This window comes from Sphingopyxis sp. USTB-05, from assembly GCF_023822045.1.
Lineage (GTDB): Bacteria > Pseudomonadota > Alphaproteobacteria > Sphingomonadales > Sphingomonadaceae > Sphingopyxis.
In genome coordinates, this window is sequence record NZ_CP084712.1 from 2880343 (window position 1) to 2896818 (window position 16476).

Sequence of the window (16476 nt, forward strand, 5' to 3'; positions counted from 1 at the left end):
TGTCCTCAGACCAGACCGAGGCCGCCAACGGCCAGGTCGATGAGTTTGATACCGACAAACGGCGCGACAAGACCGCCAAGGCCATAGACGGCAAGGTTGCGTGCCAGCAGCGGCCCCGCGCCCATCGGACGATAAGTGACGCCCTTCAGTGCGAGCGGCACGAGCAGCGGGATGATCAGCGCATTGAAGATGATCGCCGACAGGATCGCGCTCTCGGGGCTGGTCAGACCCATGACGTTGAGCACGCCCAATCCGGGATACAGCACGATGAACATCGCCGGGATGATCGCGAAATATTTGGCGACGTCGTTCGCGACCGAAAAGGTCGTCAGCGCGCCGCGGGTCATCAGCAACTGCTTGCCGAGCCCGACAACCTCGATCAGCTTCGTCGGATCGCTGTCGAGGTCGACCATATTGCCCGCTTCGCGCGCCGCCTGCGTCCCCGTGTTCATCGCGACCCCGACGTCGGCCTGCGCCAGCGCCGGCGCGTCGTTGGTGCCGTCGCCGCACATCGCGACAAGTCGCCCGCCCTGCTGTTCCTTGCGGATCAGTTCGAGCTTGTCCTCGGGCGTCGCCTGCGCAAGAAAATCGTCGACCCCGGCCTCAGCGGCAATCGCGGCGGCGGTGAGCGGGTTGTCGCCGGTGATCATCACCGTGCGGATGCCCATCGCGCGCAACTCGCCGAAGCGCTCGCGGATGCCCGCCTTGACGATGTCCTTGAGGAAGATTGCGCCGAGCAGTTGGCCGTCCTTCGCGACCGCGAGCGGTGTGGCGCCTGCGCGCGCGATCTCGTCGGTGATACGGCGCAGTTCGGTTGCGGCGGCGGTTGCCCCCGCGCCGGGATTGGCCCTCAGGACCGAATCCACCGCGCCCTTCTGGATCACGCTGTCGCCGAGCTTGATGCCCGAGATGCGCGTCTGCGCGGTGAACGGGATGATCTCCGCACCCGCCGGCAATTCGCTCATCATCTGGCCGAACTTTTCACGCGCGAGCGCGACGATCGAGCGGCCTTCGGGCGTCTCATCGGCCAGGCTCGCAAGCAGCGCGGCCTCCGACAATACGGCCATCGATTGCCCGCCAACGGGGCGAAACTCGGTTGCCTGACGGTCGCCGATCGTGATCGTGCCGGTTTTGTCGAGCAGCAGCACGTCGACGTCACCCGCCGCCTCGACTGCACGGCCCGACTTCGCGAGCACGTTGAAACGGACGAGGCGGTCCATGCCGGCAATGCCGATGGCGGAGAGCAAGGCCGCGATCGTCGTCGGGATCAGCGTGATGAGCAGTGCCGCCAGGATCGCGACGGGAATGCTGCCGCCCGCATAATTTGCAAAGCTGGGGATCGTCCCGACCGCGATTAGGAAGATGATCGTCAGACCAACGAGCAGCAGCGTCAGCGCGATCTCGTTGGGCGTCTTCTGCCGCTCGGCGCCTTCGACGAGCGCGATCATCCGGTCGAGGAAGCCCTGCCCCGGATTGACGGTTACCTGAACGCGAATTTCGTCCGAAATCACGCGCGTCCCTGCCGTGACCGCCGACCGGTCGCCGCCTGCCTCGCGGATCACGGGCGCGCTTTCGCCCGTGATCGCCGCCTCGTTCACCGATGCAACGCCCGCGACGACTTCGCCGTCGGACGGAATCAGGTCGCCGGTTTCGACAAGCACGACGTCGCCGACGCGGAGCGCACTTGCCGGTACGCTTTCCCAAGCCTTGCCGTCGCCCTTGAGCCGCTTCGCGGTCAATTCGGCCTTGGTCGCGCGAAGCGAAGCCGCCTGCGCCTTGCCGCGCCCTTCGGCGAGCGCCTCGGCAAAGGTGCCGAAGAGCACCGTCAGCCAAAGCCAGATGACGAGCTGCAGCTTGAAGCCGGTCGCAAGGCTGTCGTGACCAACGACGAGCAACACAGTCAGCAGCGCCGCGACCACGGCCGTCGTGAACATCACCGGATTGCGGATCAGTTCCTTCGGATTGAGTTTGCGGAAAGCGTCGCCGATCGCCGGAACGATCAGGTCAGCCGTGAAGAGAGACTTGGTTTCAGACCGAGCCATTTGATGATTCCTTAGAAAAGCTGGCCATTGATCATCGCGAGATGATCGGCGATCGGGCCAAGCGCTAGGCTGGGTAGGAAAGTCAGGCCGCCGACGATAAGCACGATGCCGACAAGCAGGCCCGTCCATAGCGGCCCGGTGGTCGGGAAGCTGCCCGCCGTCGCCGGCGTATATTTCTTTGCCGCCAGGCCGCCCGCGATCGCCAGCATGGGCACGATGATGAAGAAGCGGCCGATCCACATCGCGGCACCCAGCATGCCATTATAAAAGGGTGTGTTGGCGGTAAGACCCGCAAAGGCCGAACCGTTGTTCGCGACCGCGCTGGTGAAGGCGTAGAGAATTTCGGAGAAGCCGTGCGGCCCCTTGTTGAGCGGCCCGGCAAGTCCTGCCTCGGTCACCGAAGCGATAGCCGTAAAGCCGAGGATGACGAGCGGCAGGACCGCGATCGCCAGCACCGCCAGCTTGACCTCGCGCGCCTCGATCTTCTTGCCGACATATTCGGGGGTGCGACCGACCATCAATCCGGCGACGAAGATCGCGAGGATCGCAAAAAGCAGGAAGCCATAGATACCCGCACCGACGCCGCCGATGACGACTTCGCCGAGCTGCATGTTGAACAGCGGAATCAGGCCGCCAAGCGCGGTGAAGCTGTCGTGCATACCGTTGACCGCGCCGCACGAGGCGGCCGTCGTAACCACGGCGAACAGTGCGGTCTGCGCGATACCGAAGCGCACCTCCTTGCCTTCCATATTACCGCCCATGGCGCCAAGCTGGTGCAGCACGGGATTGCCCACGGCTTCCTGCCAATAAGTGATCGCGGTGCCCGCAACGAACAGCGTCATCATCGCGGCAAGGATGGCCCAGCCCTGGCGCGGGTTGCCGACCGCCTTGCCAAAGGTCCAGGTCAGGCCCACGCCGATCGCGAAGATCGAAAGCATCTGGACGAAGTTGGTGAGCGCGGTCGGATTTTCGAACGGATGCGCCGAGTTGGCGTTGAAAAAGCCGCCGCCGTTGGTGCCGAGCATCTTGATCGCTTCCTGCGAAGCGACCGGACCCAGTGCAAGGGTCTGTTTGACACCCTCCAGCGTCGTGACATCGACCGACCCCGCCAGCGTCTGCGGGACGCCGCTCGCGATATAGAAGATCGCGATGACGACGCAGAGCGGCAGCAGCAGGTACAGTGTCACCCGCGTCATATCGGCCCAGAAATTGCCGATCGTCTTCATCTCGCGCCGCGCGAAACCCCGGAACAGAGCGAACGCAAGCGCAATGCCCGTCGCCGCCGAAAGGAAATTGTGGATCGTCAGGCCGAGCATCTGGCTGAGGTTCGACATCGTCGACTCGCCGCCATAGCTTTGCCAGTTGGTGTTCGCCGTGAAGCTGATCGCGGTGTTGAACGCGAGATCCGCGCTCGTGCCGTCATAGCCAAGCGGATTGAGCGGCAGCACGCCCTGCAGGCGCAGGATCGCATAGGTGAAGAGCGCGAGCACCGCATTGAAGATCAGCATATGCACCGCGTAGCGGCGCCAGCCCTGCTCTTCGGCGGGGTCGATGCCCGACAGGCGGTAAAAGCCCGTTTCGACGGGCCCGAGCACCCGATGAAGCGGCGTGCGGCGCCCCTCATAGAGCGCGAAGAGCCATTGCCCCATCGGCTTTGCAAGCAACAGCAGGATACCGATGAACGCGGCGATCAGAAGCCATCCCTGAAATGTCATGGCATGCCTCCTTTAGAAGCGTTCGGGCCGCGCGAGCACGGCGACGAGATAGAAAAGAAGGCCGAGCGCGGTGAGACCGGCGAGCCAAAGGTCGAGTGTCATGACATCATTCCTTATGCGTCGTCGCAAAGGCGCGCGTAGCCGAGGCTGGCGGCTAGCAAGGCGAAGATGATGCCGACCCAGATGAGATCCTGCATGGTTTTGCTCCAGCAAGGCGCTGGCCACGGGAGGTGGCACGAGTCGTCTGCGGACTTCCAAATAGGTGAGCCCAGCGTTTGAATTCGAGAGAATGAAAACGCCTCCCGCATAGTATTCTCATATGATTTTGCCGATTTCGCCGGCCCGCCGCGCGGCGACCGCAGTTCACCGCGCGAAAGACATTTCCATCGCGGCCGCACGCCCAAGCCAGCGCCTCGCGGAAATAATGAAAATACAATGGCTAACGCCCCCGCTCGATCTCGAATCCCTATGCGCGGCCCAATAGGTTGCGGGCATCGGACCCCGATTTCCGGGCTCCGGTTTGAGTAGCCAAGGAGCATCTCACCATGATTTCTGCGATTTCCGCGGAGCCCGACCCAGCGAGCCTGACGATCATCGTCGGCCGCGACGCCTTCGGTCACTGGCTGGTTCAGGGCTGTAAAGGACAGCTTGAGGGCCGCTTCATCTCGCGCGATGCGGCCTGGGCCTTCGCTCGTTCCGAATGCCGCGGCGTTCCGGGCGCCAGGGCCATCGCGGCCCCGCAACCGCTGACCCCAACCGTTTCCTTCGCCCCGTTGCGGGCGGACGAGACGGCGATCGCGCACGCGGCATGAGGAGGATGACCATGCATCATTCTCCGATGACCCCCGCCGGCATATTGTGGATGTCTCCCGCCGCGGCCGTGCGGTCGGCCGCGACGCAGGGTGCGCGCAGCCATGCTGAAAAGGACCGTCGCTGGCCCGCCATGTTGCGCAAGCTCAGGGGCCTGCGCAAGCGCGGGCGGCGCAGCATCCGCATCGTCGATGCCGATTGCGGCGCGGGCGAATTGCTCATGCACGCCGTCCGCCGCGCCCGCGAACTCGGCTTCGTCGCGATCGAGGGCCGCGGGATCGACAGCGATCCGCGGCTCATCGCGAGCGCGCGGCAGGCCGCCGCCCGGCAGGCAGACCCCGCCATCGGCCTCATTTTCGAGGAGGCCGATATGAAGCGCGCGATGCGCGAGGAAGCGGAATTCCCCGCCGACCTGCTGCTCTGCCCATCATCTGGCGAGAATGAGCGCGAGCTTGCCGAGCTGGCGAAGGCGGCGGGCGAAACGGTCCTTTGGGACCGTCATGCCGCGCGCCGGGAGGAAAACGCATGACCCGGCGCGACCTTTTCTGGCGCGCAGCAGGGGCGACACTCATCGCTGCCGGGGCACTCGCGACCCGCGCCGCCGCGTCGGCCGCCGCAGGCAGCGCCGACATCGCCGGCCTCCTCGGCGTGCTGCTGGCAGCCTGGGGCCTGCTGCTCCTGATCGGCGGAAAAAGGGTCGCACTCGCGCTGCGCGTCGAGCGAAGCCGACACCGCGAACTGCCCGGCGCGATACGAAGCGCACGGCAAGCCCGGCGCCGCGCCCCCTGACCCTTCATGCTAGGATATCATTGATGAACAGCTTTCCCACGCGTGGCGGCGAGATACACGCCGAGGCAGTGTCGCTCGAGACAATCGCCGCGACCGTCGGCACGCCCGCCTATGTCTATTCCGCCGAGGCGCTTCGGCGCTCGGCACAGCGCTTCCGCGCAGCGCTCGCGGGGGTGCCGCGCAAGCAGCTTATGTTCGCGGTAAAGGCCAATCCCTCGCTCGCCGTGCTCCGCATCCTCGCCGATCAGAATTATGGTGCCGACATCGTTTCCGGCGGCGAGCTCGATTGCGCGCTGGCCGCCGGGATCACCGCGAACCACATCGTCTTCTCGGGCGTCGGCAAGACGGCGCCCGAACTCATCGCCGGGCTCGATGCCGGTATCGGCCGCTTCAACCTCGAACTCGAGCGCGAGGGGCAGTTGCTCTCGGCGCTCGCAGCTCAGCGCGGCAAACGCGCGCCCACCCTGCTCCGCATCAACCCCGACGTCGACGCGAGCACGCACGCAAAGATCACGACGGGCCGCTGCGACAGCAAGTTCGGCGTCGCCATCAACGAAGCCTCCGCGATGTACGACCGGCTTGCGGCGCTTCCGGGCCTAGATCTTCACGGGCTTGCCGTTCACATCGGAAGCCAGATCACCGACCTTGCGCCGCTGGAGGCCGCCTATCGCAAGATCGGTGAGTTGATCCGCGCGCTGCGGGCAAAGGGCCACCGCGTCTATCATGTCGATCTCGGTGGCGGGCTCGGCGTATCATACCGGCCCGATCAGACGGAGGCGGACGTCGAAGCTTATGGCGCGATGGTCGCGGCGGTCACGCGCGATTGGGACGCGACCCTCCTCTTCGAACCCGGCCGCCTTATCGCCGCGCAGGCCGGCATCCTCCTTACACGTGTCTTGTGGGTAAAGCCGGGGTCGGAGCATCCATTCGTGGTGGTCGACGCCGCAATGAACGACCTCGCCCGTCCCGCGCTATATGACGCATGGCATGAATTTGCCGCCGTCCGGCCCACGGGTGACCGCTTCGTCGCCCATATCGTCGGCCCGATCTGCGAGACCGGCGACACTTTTGCAAAGGCGCGGGCGATCGACCGGGTCGGCGAAGGCGACCTCGCGCTCTTCCGATCGGCCGGGGCGTATGGCGCGGCGATGGCATCGACTTATAATTGCCGGGCGCTCGTCCCCGAGGTGCTGGTCGACGGCAACCGCCATGCAGTCATTGCCGAACGCACGCCGGCGCATGCGGTACGAAAGCAGCACTTGGCGCCGTGGATGCAGGGCGCCCCGTCGATCCGCGCCGCCTGACGTGCTGCAAAAAGGGCCGGCGCGTTCCGCGCGGCGGCCCTTTCGCTCGATTCTGTGCTCGATGTTGCACGACGACATCGCGCGGTAGAAAGAGAGCCTGGCCCGTATAGCGACGCCGTTCGCTGCCCAAAGAAATTTCAATGATCGCGGCGACCCTTGCGGCGATTCGCGGCACGCCGATCTTCGCATTTTTCGGGGAACCTTGCCGACCACCCCTGAGGGGGAGAAATGGTGCCCAGAAGAGGACTCGAACCTCCACGACCTTGCGATCGCCAGCACCTGAAGCTGGTGCGTCTACCAATTCCGCCATCTGGGCACGGGGTAGGAGCGGGCGCTTAGCGGGGCGTCTGGCGACTTGTCAACCGCATCGCACGGGCCAGGGTGCATTTTATCGCAAAGCCGCCGGTTTTACGTCGCAAAGCCGCCTTCGCCCCTTGCTCCCCTTCCCGCTTCGCGGCATGGGGAAGGCCGTCGGCGCGACCTGCGCCATCCAGAGAATCGATACAGGCGGACGCAAATGCAGAAACTCGACGGGCAATTGATCACGGTGCTGGGCGGCGGTGGCTTCCTCGGCCGCTATGTCGTGCAGCGGCTCCTTGCGCGCGGCGCCCGCGTCCGTATCGCACAACGGACCCCGCGCGCCGCGACCTTCCTGAAACCGCTCGGCGGCCTCGGTCAGACGCAGTTCGTCGCCGTCGACGTCCGCGACGCGGCAAGCGTCGCGCGTGCCGTGCAAGGCAGCGATGCGGTCATCAACCTCGTCGGCGCATTCGGCGACATGCAGGCAGTCCAGGCCGACGGCGCTGGCCATGTTGCCGCGGCTGCCAAGGCGGCGGGTGTCGGCGCGCTGGTTCATGTGTCGGCGATCGGCGCCGATCCTGAAAGCGCATCGGCCTATGGCCGCAGCAAGGGCGCTGGCGAGGCCGCGGTCCGCGCCGCTTTTGCTGACGCCGCGATCCTGCGCCCCTCGATCCTGTTCGGCCGCGAAGATCATTTCATCAACCGCTTCGCCACGATGATGCGTATGACGCCGGTCGTCCCGGTGATCGCCCCGAATGCGAAGTTCCAGCCCGTCTATGTCGGCGACGTCGCCGATGCAGTCGTCGCGGCGCTCAGCAATAACGCTTCCGGCAAGATTTTCGAGCTCGGCGGGCCGCAGGTGCTGACGATGGGCGAACTGCTGCGCTGGATCGCCGACGCGACCGGCCGTTCGCCGCTGTTCGTCGATGTTCCCGATTTTGTCGCCTCGGCGCTCGCGACGGGCTTCGGCTGGGCACCCGGCGCGCCGATCACCAAGGATCAGTGGCTGATGCTCCAGCATGACAATGTCGTCGCGAGCGGCGCCGCCGGCCTCGCCGAGCTTGGCGTCACACCGACCTCGCTCGCCTCGGTCGCCGACGGCTGGCTCGTCCAATATCGCCGTAACGGCCGCTTCGCCGAGCTTGCTTCGCGATAATGTCTATCTGGCTGACCGCAATCATCCTCGGCATCGTCGAGGGTCTGACCGAGTTTTTGCCCGTCTCCTCGACAGGGCATCTCATCCTCGCAACCGAATTGCTCGGCTATGATGCCGCGCGATGGGCGATCTTCAACATCGCGATCCAGCCCGGCGCCATCCTTGCGATCGTCGTCCTGTACCGGAAGCTGTTCTGGGACATGTTCACCGGCTTCTTCCGCCGCGATCCGGTCGCCATCGCTTTCGTGCGCAATCTGCTGCTCGCATTTTTCCCGGCAGTCGTCCTTGGTCTCGCCTTTGGCGACTATATCGAGCTGCTGCTCGAAAATGCGGTCGTCGTCGCATGGGCGCTGATCATCGGCGGCTTTGCGATCCTGCTTGTCGAACGCTTCGCCAAGACGAAGGATGTCGGGGGCGTCGCCAATGTGTCGACGCGACAATCGATCCTCGTCGGGCTGGTCCAGTGCATCGCGATGATCCCCGGCGTCAGCCGGTCGGGCGCGACGATCCTCGGCGCGATGTCGTTCGGTGTCGACCGCAAGACCGCGGCCGAGTTCAGCTTCTTCCTCGCCCTCCCCACGCTGACCGGCGCGACGGTGCTTCAGCTTTTCAAGCATCGCGACGCGATCACGTCGAACGATCTCGGCCTGATCGCGGTCGGCTCGCTCGTCTCCTTCGTCGTCGCCTGGGCGGTGATCAAGGCGTTCCTGGCGGTCGTCACGCGCTATGGCTTTGCGCCTTTCGCCTGGTATCGAATCATCGCAGGCGTCGCCGCGCTGATCTGGCTCGGCATGAGATAGGTCCGAAACGGTATTAATTGGCGAAAGATAATTGCGCAAACCCATTTTGAGGTAAATTCACCCTCCAATTTAGGTTATCAATACTGTCCTAACTCGATATTCGCCCGTGACAGGGCTTTTCCAGCCATGCATTTCGCCTTCCAACGAAGGGGATACTGCATGGCTTCCGATCGCATGCTCCAGTTTGTGGAGCGTGAACAATCCTATCCGGACAAGCGCTCCGCCGAAGAGCGCGCACGCGATTTTCGCGAGATCGCCGAGCGCTATGCCGCGCCCGATGCAGACGCGCAGGCTGCGCGCTGTTCGCAGTGCGGCGTGCCTTATTGCTCGGTGCACTGCCCGCTCCACAATCATATTCCCGACTGGCTGCGCCTGACGGCCGAGGGGCGCCTTCGCGAAGCCTATGAGCTCAGCAACGCGACTTCGACGATGCCAGAGATCTGCGGCCGCATCTGTCCGCAGGACCGCCTGTGCGAAGGCAATTGCGTGATCGAATTTTCGGGCCATGGCGCGGTGACGATCGGCAGCGTCGAAAAATATATCACCGACACCGCATGGGCCGAAGGCTGGGTCGAGCCGCTGCATCCCGGCGCCGCAACCGGCCAGTCGGTCGGCATCATCGGCGCCGGCCCCGCAGGGCTGACCGCGGCTGAATATCTGCGTGCCGCGGGGCATGAAGTGCATGTCTATGACCGGCACGACCGAGCGGGCGGCCTCCTCACTTATGGCATCCCCGGCTTCAAGCTGGAGAAGGATGTCGTGATGCGCCGCGTCGATCGGCTGGTCGAGGGCGGTATCCAGTTTCACCTCGGCTTCGCGGTTGGCGAGGATGCGACGCTCGACGCGCTGCGCCAGAAGCATGATGCGATCCTGATCGCGACGGGCGTCTACAAGGCGCGTGAGATCAACGTGCCGGGCAACACGGCCGGCGGTGTGATCGCCGCGCTCGATTATCTGATCGCGTCGAACCGCAAGAGCTTTGGCGACACCGTGCCTGCTTTCGACGACGGCAGCCTCGACGCAAAGGGCAAGCATGTCGTTGTCATCGGCGGCGGCGACACCGCGATGGACTGCGTCCGTACCGCCGTCCGTCAGGGCGCGAAGTCGGTGAAATGCCTCTATCGCCGCGACCGCGAGAATATGCCGGGGTCGCAGCGCGAGGTCGCCAATGCCGAGGAGGAAGGCGTCGAGTTCGTGTGGCTGTCAGCGCCCGAAAGCTTCACCGCCGACAAGCATGTGAAGGAAGTCGCGGTTGCGGGGATGCGCCTCGGCGCGCCCGACGCGAGCGGCCGCCGCAGCCCCGAGGTCGACCCCGGCCGCAAGTTCGACGTGCCCGCCGATATGGTGATCAAGGCGCTGGGCTTCGATCCCGAAGAACTGCCGCACCTGTTCGGCTCGCCCGATCTCAGCGTTACCCGCTGGGGTACTTTGCGCGTCGATCACCAGACGATGATGACCAGCCTGCCCGGCGTTTTTGCCGCGGGAGACATTGTGCGCGGCGCCAGCCTGGTCGTCTGGGGCATCCGCGACGGGCGCGATGTGAGCGATCAGATGGCAAAGTGGTTGAAAGCCAAGGCCAAAAGCGAAAAGAAGGCAGCATGACCAACAGGGAAGGAAGTTTCATGATGCCGTCGTTCCAATCGATTCTGCTTGCCGGTGCCGCCGCGATGCTGCCGCTGGGCGCATCCGCCCACGCCGCACCGAAGAAAGATGCGAAGGAAGCGCCGGTCGCCGAGGTCGTACTGGCCGAGCCGGCGCAGGTCGAGGAAGAGACCAGCGAGCCCTTCGACAGCGAAGCCTATGCCGAAGAGGCGAAGGCCAAGATGCAGAAGGAAATGGACGAGGCGATCGCGCTCGTCGAAAAAATCTTCGACACGAGCAGCCTGCCGCCGATCGACCCGGCGCGCCTGACGCTCGCGCAGCAGACCACCGCCGCGCTGATCCCGACGGGCAGCATCGAGAAGATGGTCGACAACCTCTACGGCAAGATGTTCAAGACGCTGATGGGCGAATTCGGCGGCCAGTCGGACCTGATGCTGTCGATCAAGACCGGCGTCGAAAGCGAGCAGATCGCGAAGCTCGACGAGCCGACCAAGGTCAAGGTCGCCGACATGTTCGACCCGCATCGCAAGGAGCGTGAAGACCAGATCACAAAGGTGATCAAGCCGCTCATCAGCGAAGCGCTCGCCGACATGGAACCGCCGATGCGGAACGGTCTTGCCAAAGCCTATGCACGCAAGTTCACCGGCGCGCAGCTCACCGACATCAACGGCTTTCTCGCGACGCCGACGGGCAAGCTTTACGCAAGCGAATGGATGGCGCTTCAGGCCGACCCCGAAGTGATGCTTGCGGTGATCAAGGCGGTGCCGCCGCTGATCAACAAATTCATCGACCGCGCCCCCGAGATCGAAAAGGATTTCAAGGAGCTGCCGAAGGAAAAGCAGCTTTCGGACTTCAGCGACAAGGAGCTCTCATCGCTTGCCAAGCTGATGAAGGTCGACGTGAAGGTGCTGAAGGAACAGCGCGACATGTGGAAGACCGACGCGGTGGAAGCCACCGACGCAGTCGCAGTCGACGCCGCTGACGACTATGCCGTCGACGCCGCTGCCGATGCCGCGACCGCGGCGGCAGACGCAGCCGACTATGCGGCCGATGCCGTCGCCGATCCCGCCTATGACCGCAGCAACTGGTCGGCCGCCGACCTGAAGCGCGTCGAGGACCTTGAGACCGCGTACGAAAACGCTTCGCTCGCCGCGCAGCAGGCCGCTGAAGAAGCTGCCGAAAACGCGCGCAAGAAGCTGCCCGACTAAACACCCGTCAGGACGAAGATGATGACCCACTACCCCACCCCCGATCACGCGCGGCTCGAAGCCGAAGGCATGTATCGCCCCGACATGGAATCCGATGCCTGCGGCGTCGGAATGGTCGCGGCGACCGACGGCAAGCCGTCGCGCCGCGTCGTCGAGGCGGCGATCGAAGCCCTGCGTGCCGTGTGGCACCGCGGCGCGGTCGACGCCGACGGCAAGACCGGGGATGGGGCGGGCATTCATGTCGACCTGCCCGTCCGCTTCTTCGACGATGCGATCGCGGCATCGGGGCACAAGGTGCGGCCGAACCGCCTCGCCGTCGGCATGGTCTTCCTGCCGCGCACCGATCTGGGCGCGCAGGAGGAATGCCGCACGATCGTCGAGGCCGAGATCATCGACGCGGGCTTCACCATCTATGGCTGGCGCCAGGTACCCGTCGACGTGTCGGTGATCGGCGACAAGGCACAGCGCACGCGCCCCGAGATCGAGCAGATCATGATCGCCGGGCCGCTGCCCGACGAGCAATCGATCGCCGAGTTCGAAAAGCAGCTCTATCTCGTCCGCCGCCGGATCGAGAAAAAGGTCATCGCGGCGCAGATCGCCGACTTTTATATCTGCAGCCTGTCGGCACGCTCGATCATCTATAAGGGCCTGTTCCTCGCCGAAAGCCTCGCGGACTTCTATCCAGACCTCACGAACAAGCTGTTCGAAAGCCGGGTCGCGATCTTTCACCAGCGCTATTCGACCAACACCTTCCCGCAATGGTGGCTGGCGCAGCCGTTCCGCTGCCTCGCGCACAATGGCGAAATCAATACGATCCGCGGCAACAAGAATTGGATGAAGAGCCACGAGATCAAGATGGCGAGCCTCGCTTTCGGCGAGCATAGCGAAGATATCAAGCCCGTGATCCCGGCGGGCGCGTCGGACACCGCCGCGCTCGACGCGGTGTTCGAGGCGCTGTGCCGCGCCGGCCGCGACGCGCCGACCGCAAAGCTGATCCTCGTTCCCGAGGCGTGGACGACCGAATGCGACGTCCCCGACAACCACCGCGCGATGTACTCCTACCTCGCCAGCGTCATGGAGCCGTGGGACGGCCCCGCGGCGCTCGCGATGACCGATGGCCGCTGGGCGGTCGCGGGCATGGACCGCAACGCGCTGCGCCCGCTCCGCTACACGCTGACCGCCGACAACCTGCTCGTCGTCGGCTCGGAAAGCGGGATGGTGCTGCTGCCCGAGGCGAGCATCCGCAAGAAGGGCCGCCTGGGCCCGGGTCAGATGATCGCGGTCGATCTCGACGACGGCACGCTCTACGAAGATCTCGCGATCAAGGACAAGATCGCAGACGCCGCCGACTATGCCTCGCGGGTCAAGGGCTTCCGCACGATGGCCGACCTCCCCAAGGGCGGCAAGTCGAGCCTGCCGACCTTCGAACGCAGCGAATTGCTGCGCCGCCAGGTCGCCGCGGGCCTCACCATGGAAGATATGGAACTGATCCTGTCGCCAATGGTCGAGGATGCGAAGGAAGCGATCGGGTCGATGGGCGACGACACGCCGCTCGCGGTCATCTCCGACAAGCCGCGCCACGTCGCGCAATTCTTCCGCCAGAATTTCAGCCAGGTCACCAACCCGCCGATCGACAGCTTGCGCGAACGGCATGTGATGAGCCTGAAGACGCGCTTTGCCAACCTCGCGAACATCCTCGACGAAAAGGGGCAGAGCGACCACGTTCTCGTGATCGACAGCCCCGTACTCGTCGGCGACGACTGGGATCGCCTGCGCGCCTATTTCGGCGATGCTGTCGCCGACATCGACTGCACTTTCGCTGCGGGTGGCGACGCCTCGACGTTGCGCGAAGCGATTGCGCGCGTTCGCCGCGAGGCCGAAGACGCCGTGCGGGCCGGACGCTCCGAACTCTTCCTCACCGACCAGTCGATCGGCGAAGGCCGCGTCGGGGTCGCGATGGTGCTCGCCGCCGCGGCCGTCCACACGCATCTCGTGCGCAAGGGCCTGCGCAGCTACGCCTCGATCAACGTCCGCTCGGCCGAAGTGCTCGACACGCATGCCTTTGCGGTGCTCGTTGGCGTCGGTGCGACGACCGTCCACGCCTATCTGGCCGAAGCCGCGATCGCCGACCGCTGGGCGCGCGGTCTGTTCGGCGGCGAACTGAGCCTGGACGATTGCCGCCTGCGCTTCCGCAAGGCGATCGACGACGGCCTGCTCAAGATCCTCGCCAAGATGGGGATCGCGGTGATCTCCTCCTATCGCGGCGGCTATAATTTCGAGGCGGTCGGGCTCAGCCGCGCGCTCGTCAACGACCTGTTCCCCGGAATGCCTGCCAAGATTTCCGGCGAAGGCTATCAGTCGCTCTTCATCAACGCGACCGACAAGCATACCGCCGCGTTCGACAGCCGCGTCACCACCCTGCCGATCGGCGGTTTCTATCGTCAGCGCGCGGGCGGCGAAGCACATGCCTATTCGGCGCAACTGATGCACCTGCTGCAGACCGCGGTCGCGACCGACAGCTATTCGACCTATCTGCAATTTGCGCGCGGGGTCGCCGACCTGCCGCCGATCTATCTGCGCGATCTGATGGAGTTCAACTATCCGGCGCAGGGCGTCCTGCTCGACAGCGTCGAGGCGATCACCGAAATCCGCAAGCGCTTCGTCACCCCGGGCATGTCCCTCGGTGCGCTGTCGCCCGAGGCGCATGAGACGCTGGCGATCGCAATGAACCGCATCGGCGCGAAAGCGGTGTCGGGCGAAGGCGGCGAAGCCAGCGAACGCTATCGCCCCTATGCCAATGGCGACAACGCCAACAGCAACATCAAACAGATCGCCAGCGGCCGTTTCGGCGTCACCGCCGAATATCTCGGCGCGTGCGACGAGATCGAAATCAAGGTCGCGCAGGGAGCCAAGCCCGGCGAAGGCGGCCAGCTTCCGGGCTTCAAGGTGACCGAATTCATCGCGCGTCTGCGCCATGCGACGCCCGGCGTGACGCTCATCTCGCCGCCGCCGCATCACGACATCTATTCGATCGAGGATCTGGCGCAGCTCATCTATGACCTGAAGCAGATCAACCCGAAGGCGCGCGTCTGCGTGAAGCTCGTCAGTTCGGCGGGCATCGGCACCGTTGCGGCGGGCGTCGCCAAGGCGCACGCCGACGTCATCCTTGTCGCGGGCAACACCGGCGGCACTGGCGCGAGCCCCCAGACCAGCGTCAAATATGCCGGGACGCCGTGGGAAATGGGGCTTTCCGAAGTCAATCAGGTGCTGACGCTCAACGGCCTGCGCCATCGCATCCGCCTGCGCACCGACGGCGGCCTCAAGACCGGGCGCGACATCGTGATCGCCGCCATCTTGGGCGCCGAGGAATATGGCATCGGGACGCTCAGCCTCGTCGCGATGGGCTGCATCATGGTGCGCCAGTGCCACTCGAACACCTGCCCCGTCGGCGTCTGTACGCAGGATGAAAAGCTGCGCCAGAAGTTCACCGGCAGCCCCGAGAAGGTCATCAACCTGATGACCTTCATCGCCGAGGAAGTGCGCGAAATCCTCGCCAAGCTCGGCTGCCGCAGCCTCGACGAAGTGATCGGCCGCACCGAATTGCTGCGTCAGGTCAGCCGCGGCGCCGAACATCTCGACGACCTGGACCTCAACCCGATCCTTGCGAAGGTCGATGCACCCGACGATCAGCGTCGCTCGCAGGGGCCGAGCTTCCGCAACCCGGTGCCCGACAGCCTCGACGCGCAGATCCTCAATGACGCGAAGCCCTTGTTTGAACGCGGCGAGCGCATGCAGCTCACGTACAATGTCCGCAACACGCACCGCGCCGTCGGTACGCGCCTCTCGGCCGAAGTCACTGCGCGCTTTGGCATGAAAGGCCTCGCCGACGACCATGTGCAGGTCCGTCTGCGCGGGACCGCGGGCCAGTCGCTCGGCGCCTTCCTGTGTCAGGGCATCACGCTCGAGGTATTCGGCGACGCCAACGACTATGTCGGCAAGGGCCTGTCAGGCGGCCGCATCGTCGTGCGCCCGACCGTCTCCAGCCCGCTGGTCAGCCAGCACAACAGCATCATCGGCAACACCGTCCTTTACGGCGCGACCGCGGGCACATTGCTCGCGGCGGGTCAGGCGGGCGAGCGTTTCGCGGTCCGCAACTCGGGCGCACGCGTCGTCGTCGAGGGCTGCGGCGCGAACGGCTGCGAATATATGACCGGCGGCACCGCGGTGATCCTGGGCCCCGTCGGCTCGAATTTCGGTGCCGGCATGACCGGCGGCATGGCGTTCATCCTCGACACCGACGATCAGTTCGAGGGCCACGCCAACGGCGAATCGATCGTCTGGCAGCGGCTGGCGAGCAGCCACTGGGAAAATACTCTCAAGGAGCTGGTCGAGGAACATGCCAAGGCGACGGGAAGCAAATGGTCGGCCGAAGTGCTGGCCGATTGGGACCGCTGGCGCGAGCGCTTCTGGCAGGTGTGCCCGAAGGAAATGCTCAGCCGTCTCGCACATCCCCTCAGCGATGCTGAAGCCGAAGTGGTCGCAGCCGAGTAATGTACGTCGCCCCCGCGAAGGCGGGGGCCGCTATCGGCCTTGCGCTACCTTTCCGGCCGCCCCCGCCTTCGCGAGGGCGGCGGCTAGTCGCGTCATCGTATCAGCCTGCCGCAATCATCGAACGCGTTCACCGCAGCGAAAGCGTCCTTCCTTTAACAAAGCCACTTTGCTGACCCCCTCGTCCCTCGAAAGGATCGAG

At 65.0% G+C, this 16476-nt stretch carries 12 protein-coding genes and 1 tRNA gene; 9 read left to right on the forward strand and 4 right to left on the reverse strand.

Translation table 11 applies throughout. The features are described from left to right. Positions 1–5: 5 nt before the first annotated feature. From kdpB to KEC45_RS13345, 3 genes are read right to left on the reverse strand one after another with little or no spacing between them, the layout of a single operon-like run. A complete protein-coding gene (gene kdpB, locus KEC45_RS13335; protein ID WP_252171105.1) occupies positions 6–2042 on the reverse strand; it encodes a potassium-transporting ATPase subunit KdpB in 2037 nt (678 codons plus the stop codon). An 11-nt stretch (positions 2043–2053) separates the two neighbouring features. After that, positions 2054–3757, reverse strand: a complete 1704-nt coding sequence (gene kdpA / locus KEC45_RS13340) for a potassium-transporting ATPase subunit KdpA (protein WP_062178349.1) — start codon at positions 3755–3757, stop codon at positions 2054–2056. 12 nt (positions 3758–3769) lie between these two features. Further along, positions 3770–3859, reverse strand: coding sequence for a potassium-transporting ATPase subunit F (locus KEC45_RS13345; RefSeq protein ID WP_054588683.1), 90 nt, complete (start codon positions 3857–3859; stop codon positions 3770–3772). Positions 3860–4302: 443 nt separating this feature from the next. On the opposite strand from KEC45_RS13345, the gene KEC45_RS13350 reads away from it, so the two are divergent. From KEC45_RS13350 to lysA, 4 genes are read left to right on the forward strand one after another with little or no spacing between them, the layout of a single operon-like run. Further along, complete coding sequence (locus KEC45_RS13350) at positions 4303–4569, forward strand: hypothetical protein (protein WP_062178346.1); 267 nt, start codon at positions 4303–4305, stop codon at positions 4567–4569. 11 nt (positions 4570–4580) lie between these two features. Then, a complete protein-coding gene (locus KEC45_RS13355) occupies positions 4581–5096 on the forward strand; it encodes an SAM-dependent methyltransferase (protein ID WP_152682301.1) in 516 nt (171 codons plus the stop codon). After that, positions 5093–5356, forward strand: coding sequence for a hypothetical protein (locus tag KEC45_RS13360; protein WP_062178340.1), 264 nt, complete (start codon positions 5093–5095; stop codon positions 5354–5356). The genes KEC45_RS13355 and KEC45_RS13360 overlap by 4 nt, the downstream gene beginning before the upstream one ends. Positions 5357–5379: 23 nt before the next feature. Beyond that, positions 5380–6660 carry a diaminopimelate decarboxylase gene (lysA, locus tag KEC45_RS13365; RefSeq protein ID WP_062178337.1) on the forward strand — a complete coding sequence of 427 codons (1281 nt, stop codon included), beginning with the start codon at positions 5380–5382 and terminating at the stop codon, positions 6658–6660. A 229-nt stretch (positions 6661–6889) separates the two neighbouring features. On the opposite strand, the gene KEC45_RS13370 is transcribed toward lysA, so the two are convergent. Then, positions 6890–6976, reverse strand: a tRNA-Leu gene (locus KEC45_RS13370). Positions 6977–7177: 201 nt separating this feature from the next. Between KEC45_RS13370 and KEC45_RS13375 the strand changes: the two genes are divergently transcribed. The 5 genes from KEC45_RS13375 (at position 7178) to gltB (ending at position 16277) form a co-directional block, all read left to right on the forward strand. Next, a complete protein-coding gene (locus KEC45_RS13375) occupies positions 7178–8116 on the forward strand; it encodes a complex I NDUFA9 subunit family protein (RefSeq protein ID WP_062178334.1) in 939 nt (312 codons plus the stop codon). Beyond that, positions 8116–8916, forward strand: coding sequence for an undecaprenyl-diphosphate phosphatase (locus tag KEC45_RS13380; RefSeq protein WP_062178331.1), 801 nt, complete (start codon positions 8116–8118; stop codon positions 8914–8916). Before KEC45_RS13375 ends, KEC45_RS13380 begins: the two co-directional genes overlap by 1 nt. Positions 8917–9075: 159 nt before the next feature. Next, entirely contained in the window at positions 9076–10518 is a 1443-nt protein-coding gene (locus KEC45_RS13385; protein WP_062178328.1) for an NAD(P)-dependent oxidoreductase, read from the forward strand. Continuing rightward, on the forward strand, positions 10515–11726 hold the full coding sequence (locus tag KEC45_RS13390; protein ID WP_238586577.1) for a DUF2059 domain-containing protein: 1212 nt from the start codon (positions 10515–10517) through the stop codon (positions 11724–11726). The genes KEC45_RS13385 and KEC45_RS13390 overlap by 4 nt, the downstream gene beginning before the upstream one ends. Before the next feature lie 18 nt (positions 11727–11744). Continuing rightward, positions 11745–16277, forward strand: a complete 4533-nt coding sequence (gene gltB / locus KEC45_RS13395) for a glutamate synthase large subunit (RefSeq protein WP_062178325.1) — start codon at positions 11745–11747, stop codon at positions 16275–16277. The last annotated feature ends 199 nt before the right edge of the window (positions 16278–16476 follow it).

Bases quoted from the DNA above. Each gene is read 5' to 3' on its own strand.
- kdpB (WP_252171105.1), bottom strand. From the start codon at position 2,042: ATGGCTCGGTCTGAAACCAAGTCTCTCTTCACGGCTGACCTGATCGTT.
- kdpA (WP_062178349.1), bottom strand. From the start codon at position 3,757: ATGACATTTCAGGGATGGCTTCTGATCGCCGCGTTCATCGGTATCCTG.
- KEC45_RS13345 (WP_054588683.1), bottom strand. From the start codon at position 3,859: ATGACACTCGACCTTTGGCTCGCCGGTCTCACCGCGCTCGGCCTTCTT.
- KEC45_RS13350 (WP_062178346.1), top strand. From the start codon at position 4,303: ATGATTTCTGCGATTTCCGCGGAGCCCGACCCAGCGAGCCTGACGATC.
- KEC45_RS13355 (WP_152682301.1), top strand. From the start codon at position 4,581: ATGCATCATTCTCCGATGACCCCCGCCGGCATATTGTGGATGTCTCCC.
- KEC45_RS13360 (WP_062178340.1), top strand. From the start codon at position 5,093: ATGACCCGGCGCGACCTTTTCTGGCGCGCAGCAGGGGCGACACTCATC.
- lysA (WP_062178337.1), top strand. From the start codon at position 5,380: ATGAACAGCTTTCCCACGCGTGGCGGCGAGATACACGCCGAGGCAGTG.
- KEC45_RS13375 (WP_062178334.1), top strand. From the start codon at position 7,178: ATGCAGAAACTCGACGGGCAATTGATCACGGTGCTGGGCGGCGGTGGC.
- KEC45_RS13380 (WP_062178331.1), top strand. From the start codon at position 8,116: ATGTCTATCTGGCTGACCGCAATCATCCTCGGCATCGTCGAGGGTCTG.
- KEC45_RS13385 (WP_062178328.1), top strand. From the start codon at position 9,076: ATGGCTTCCGATCGCATGCTCCAGTTTGTGGAGCGTGAACAATCCTAT.
- KEC45_RS13390 (WP_238586577.1), top strand. From the start codon at position 10,515: ATGACCAACAGGGAAGGAAGTTTCATGATGCCGTCGTTCCAATCGATT.
- gltB (WP_062178325.1), top strand. From the start codon at position 11,745: ATGATGACCCACTACCCCACCCCCGATCACGCGCGGCTCGAAGCCGAA.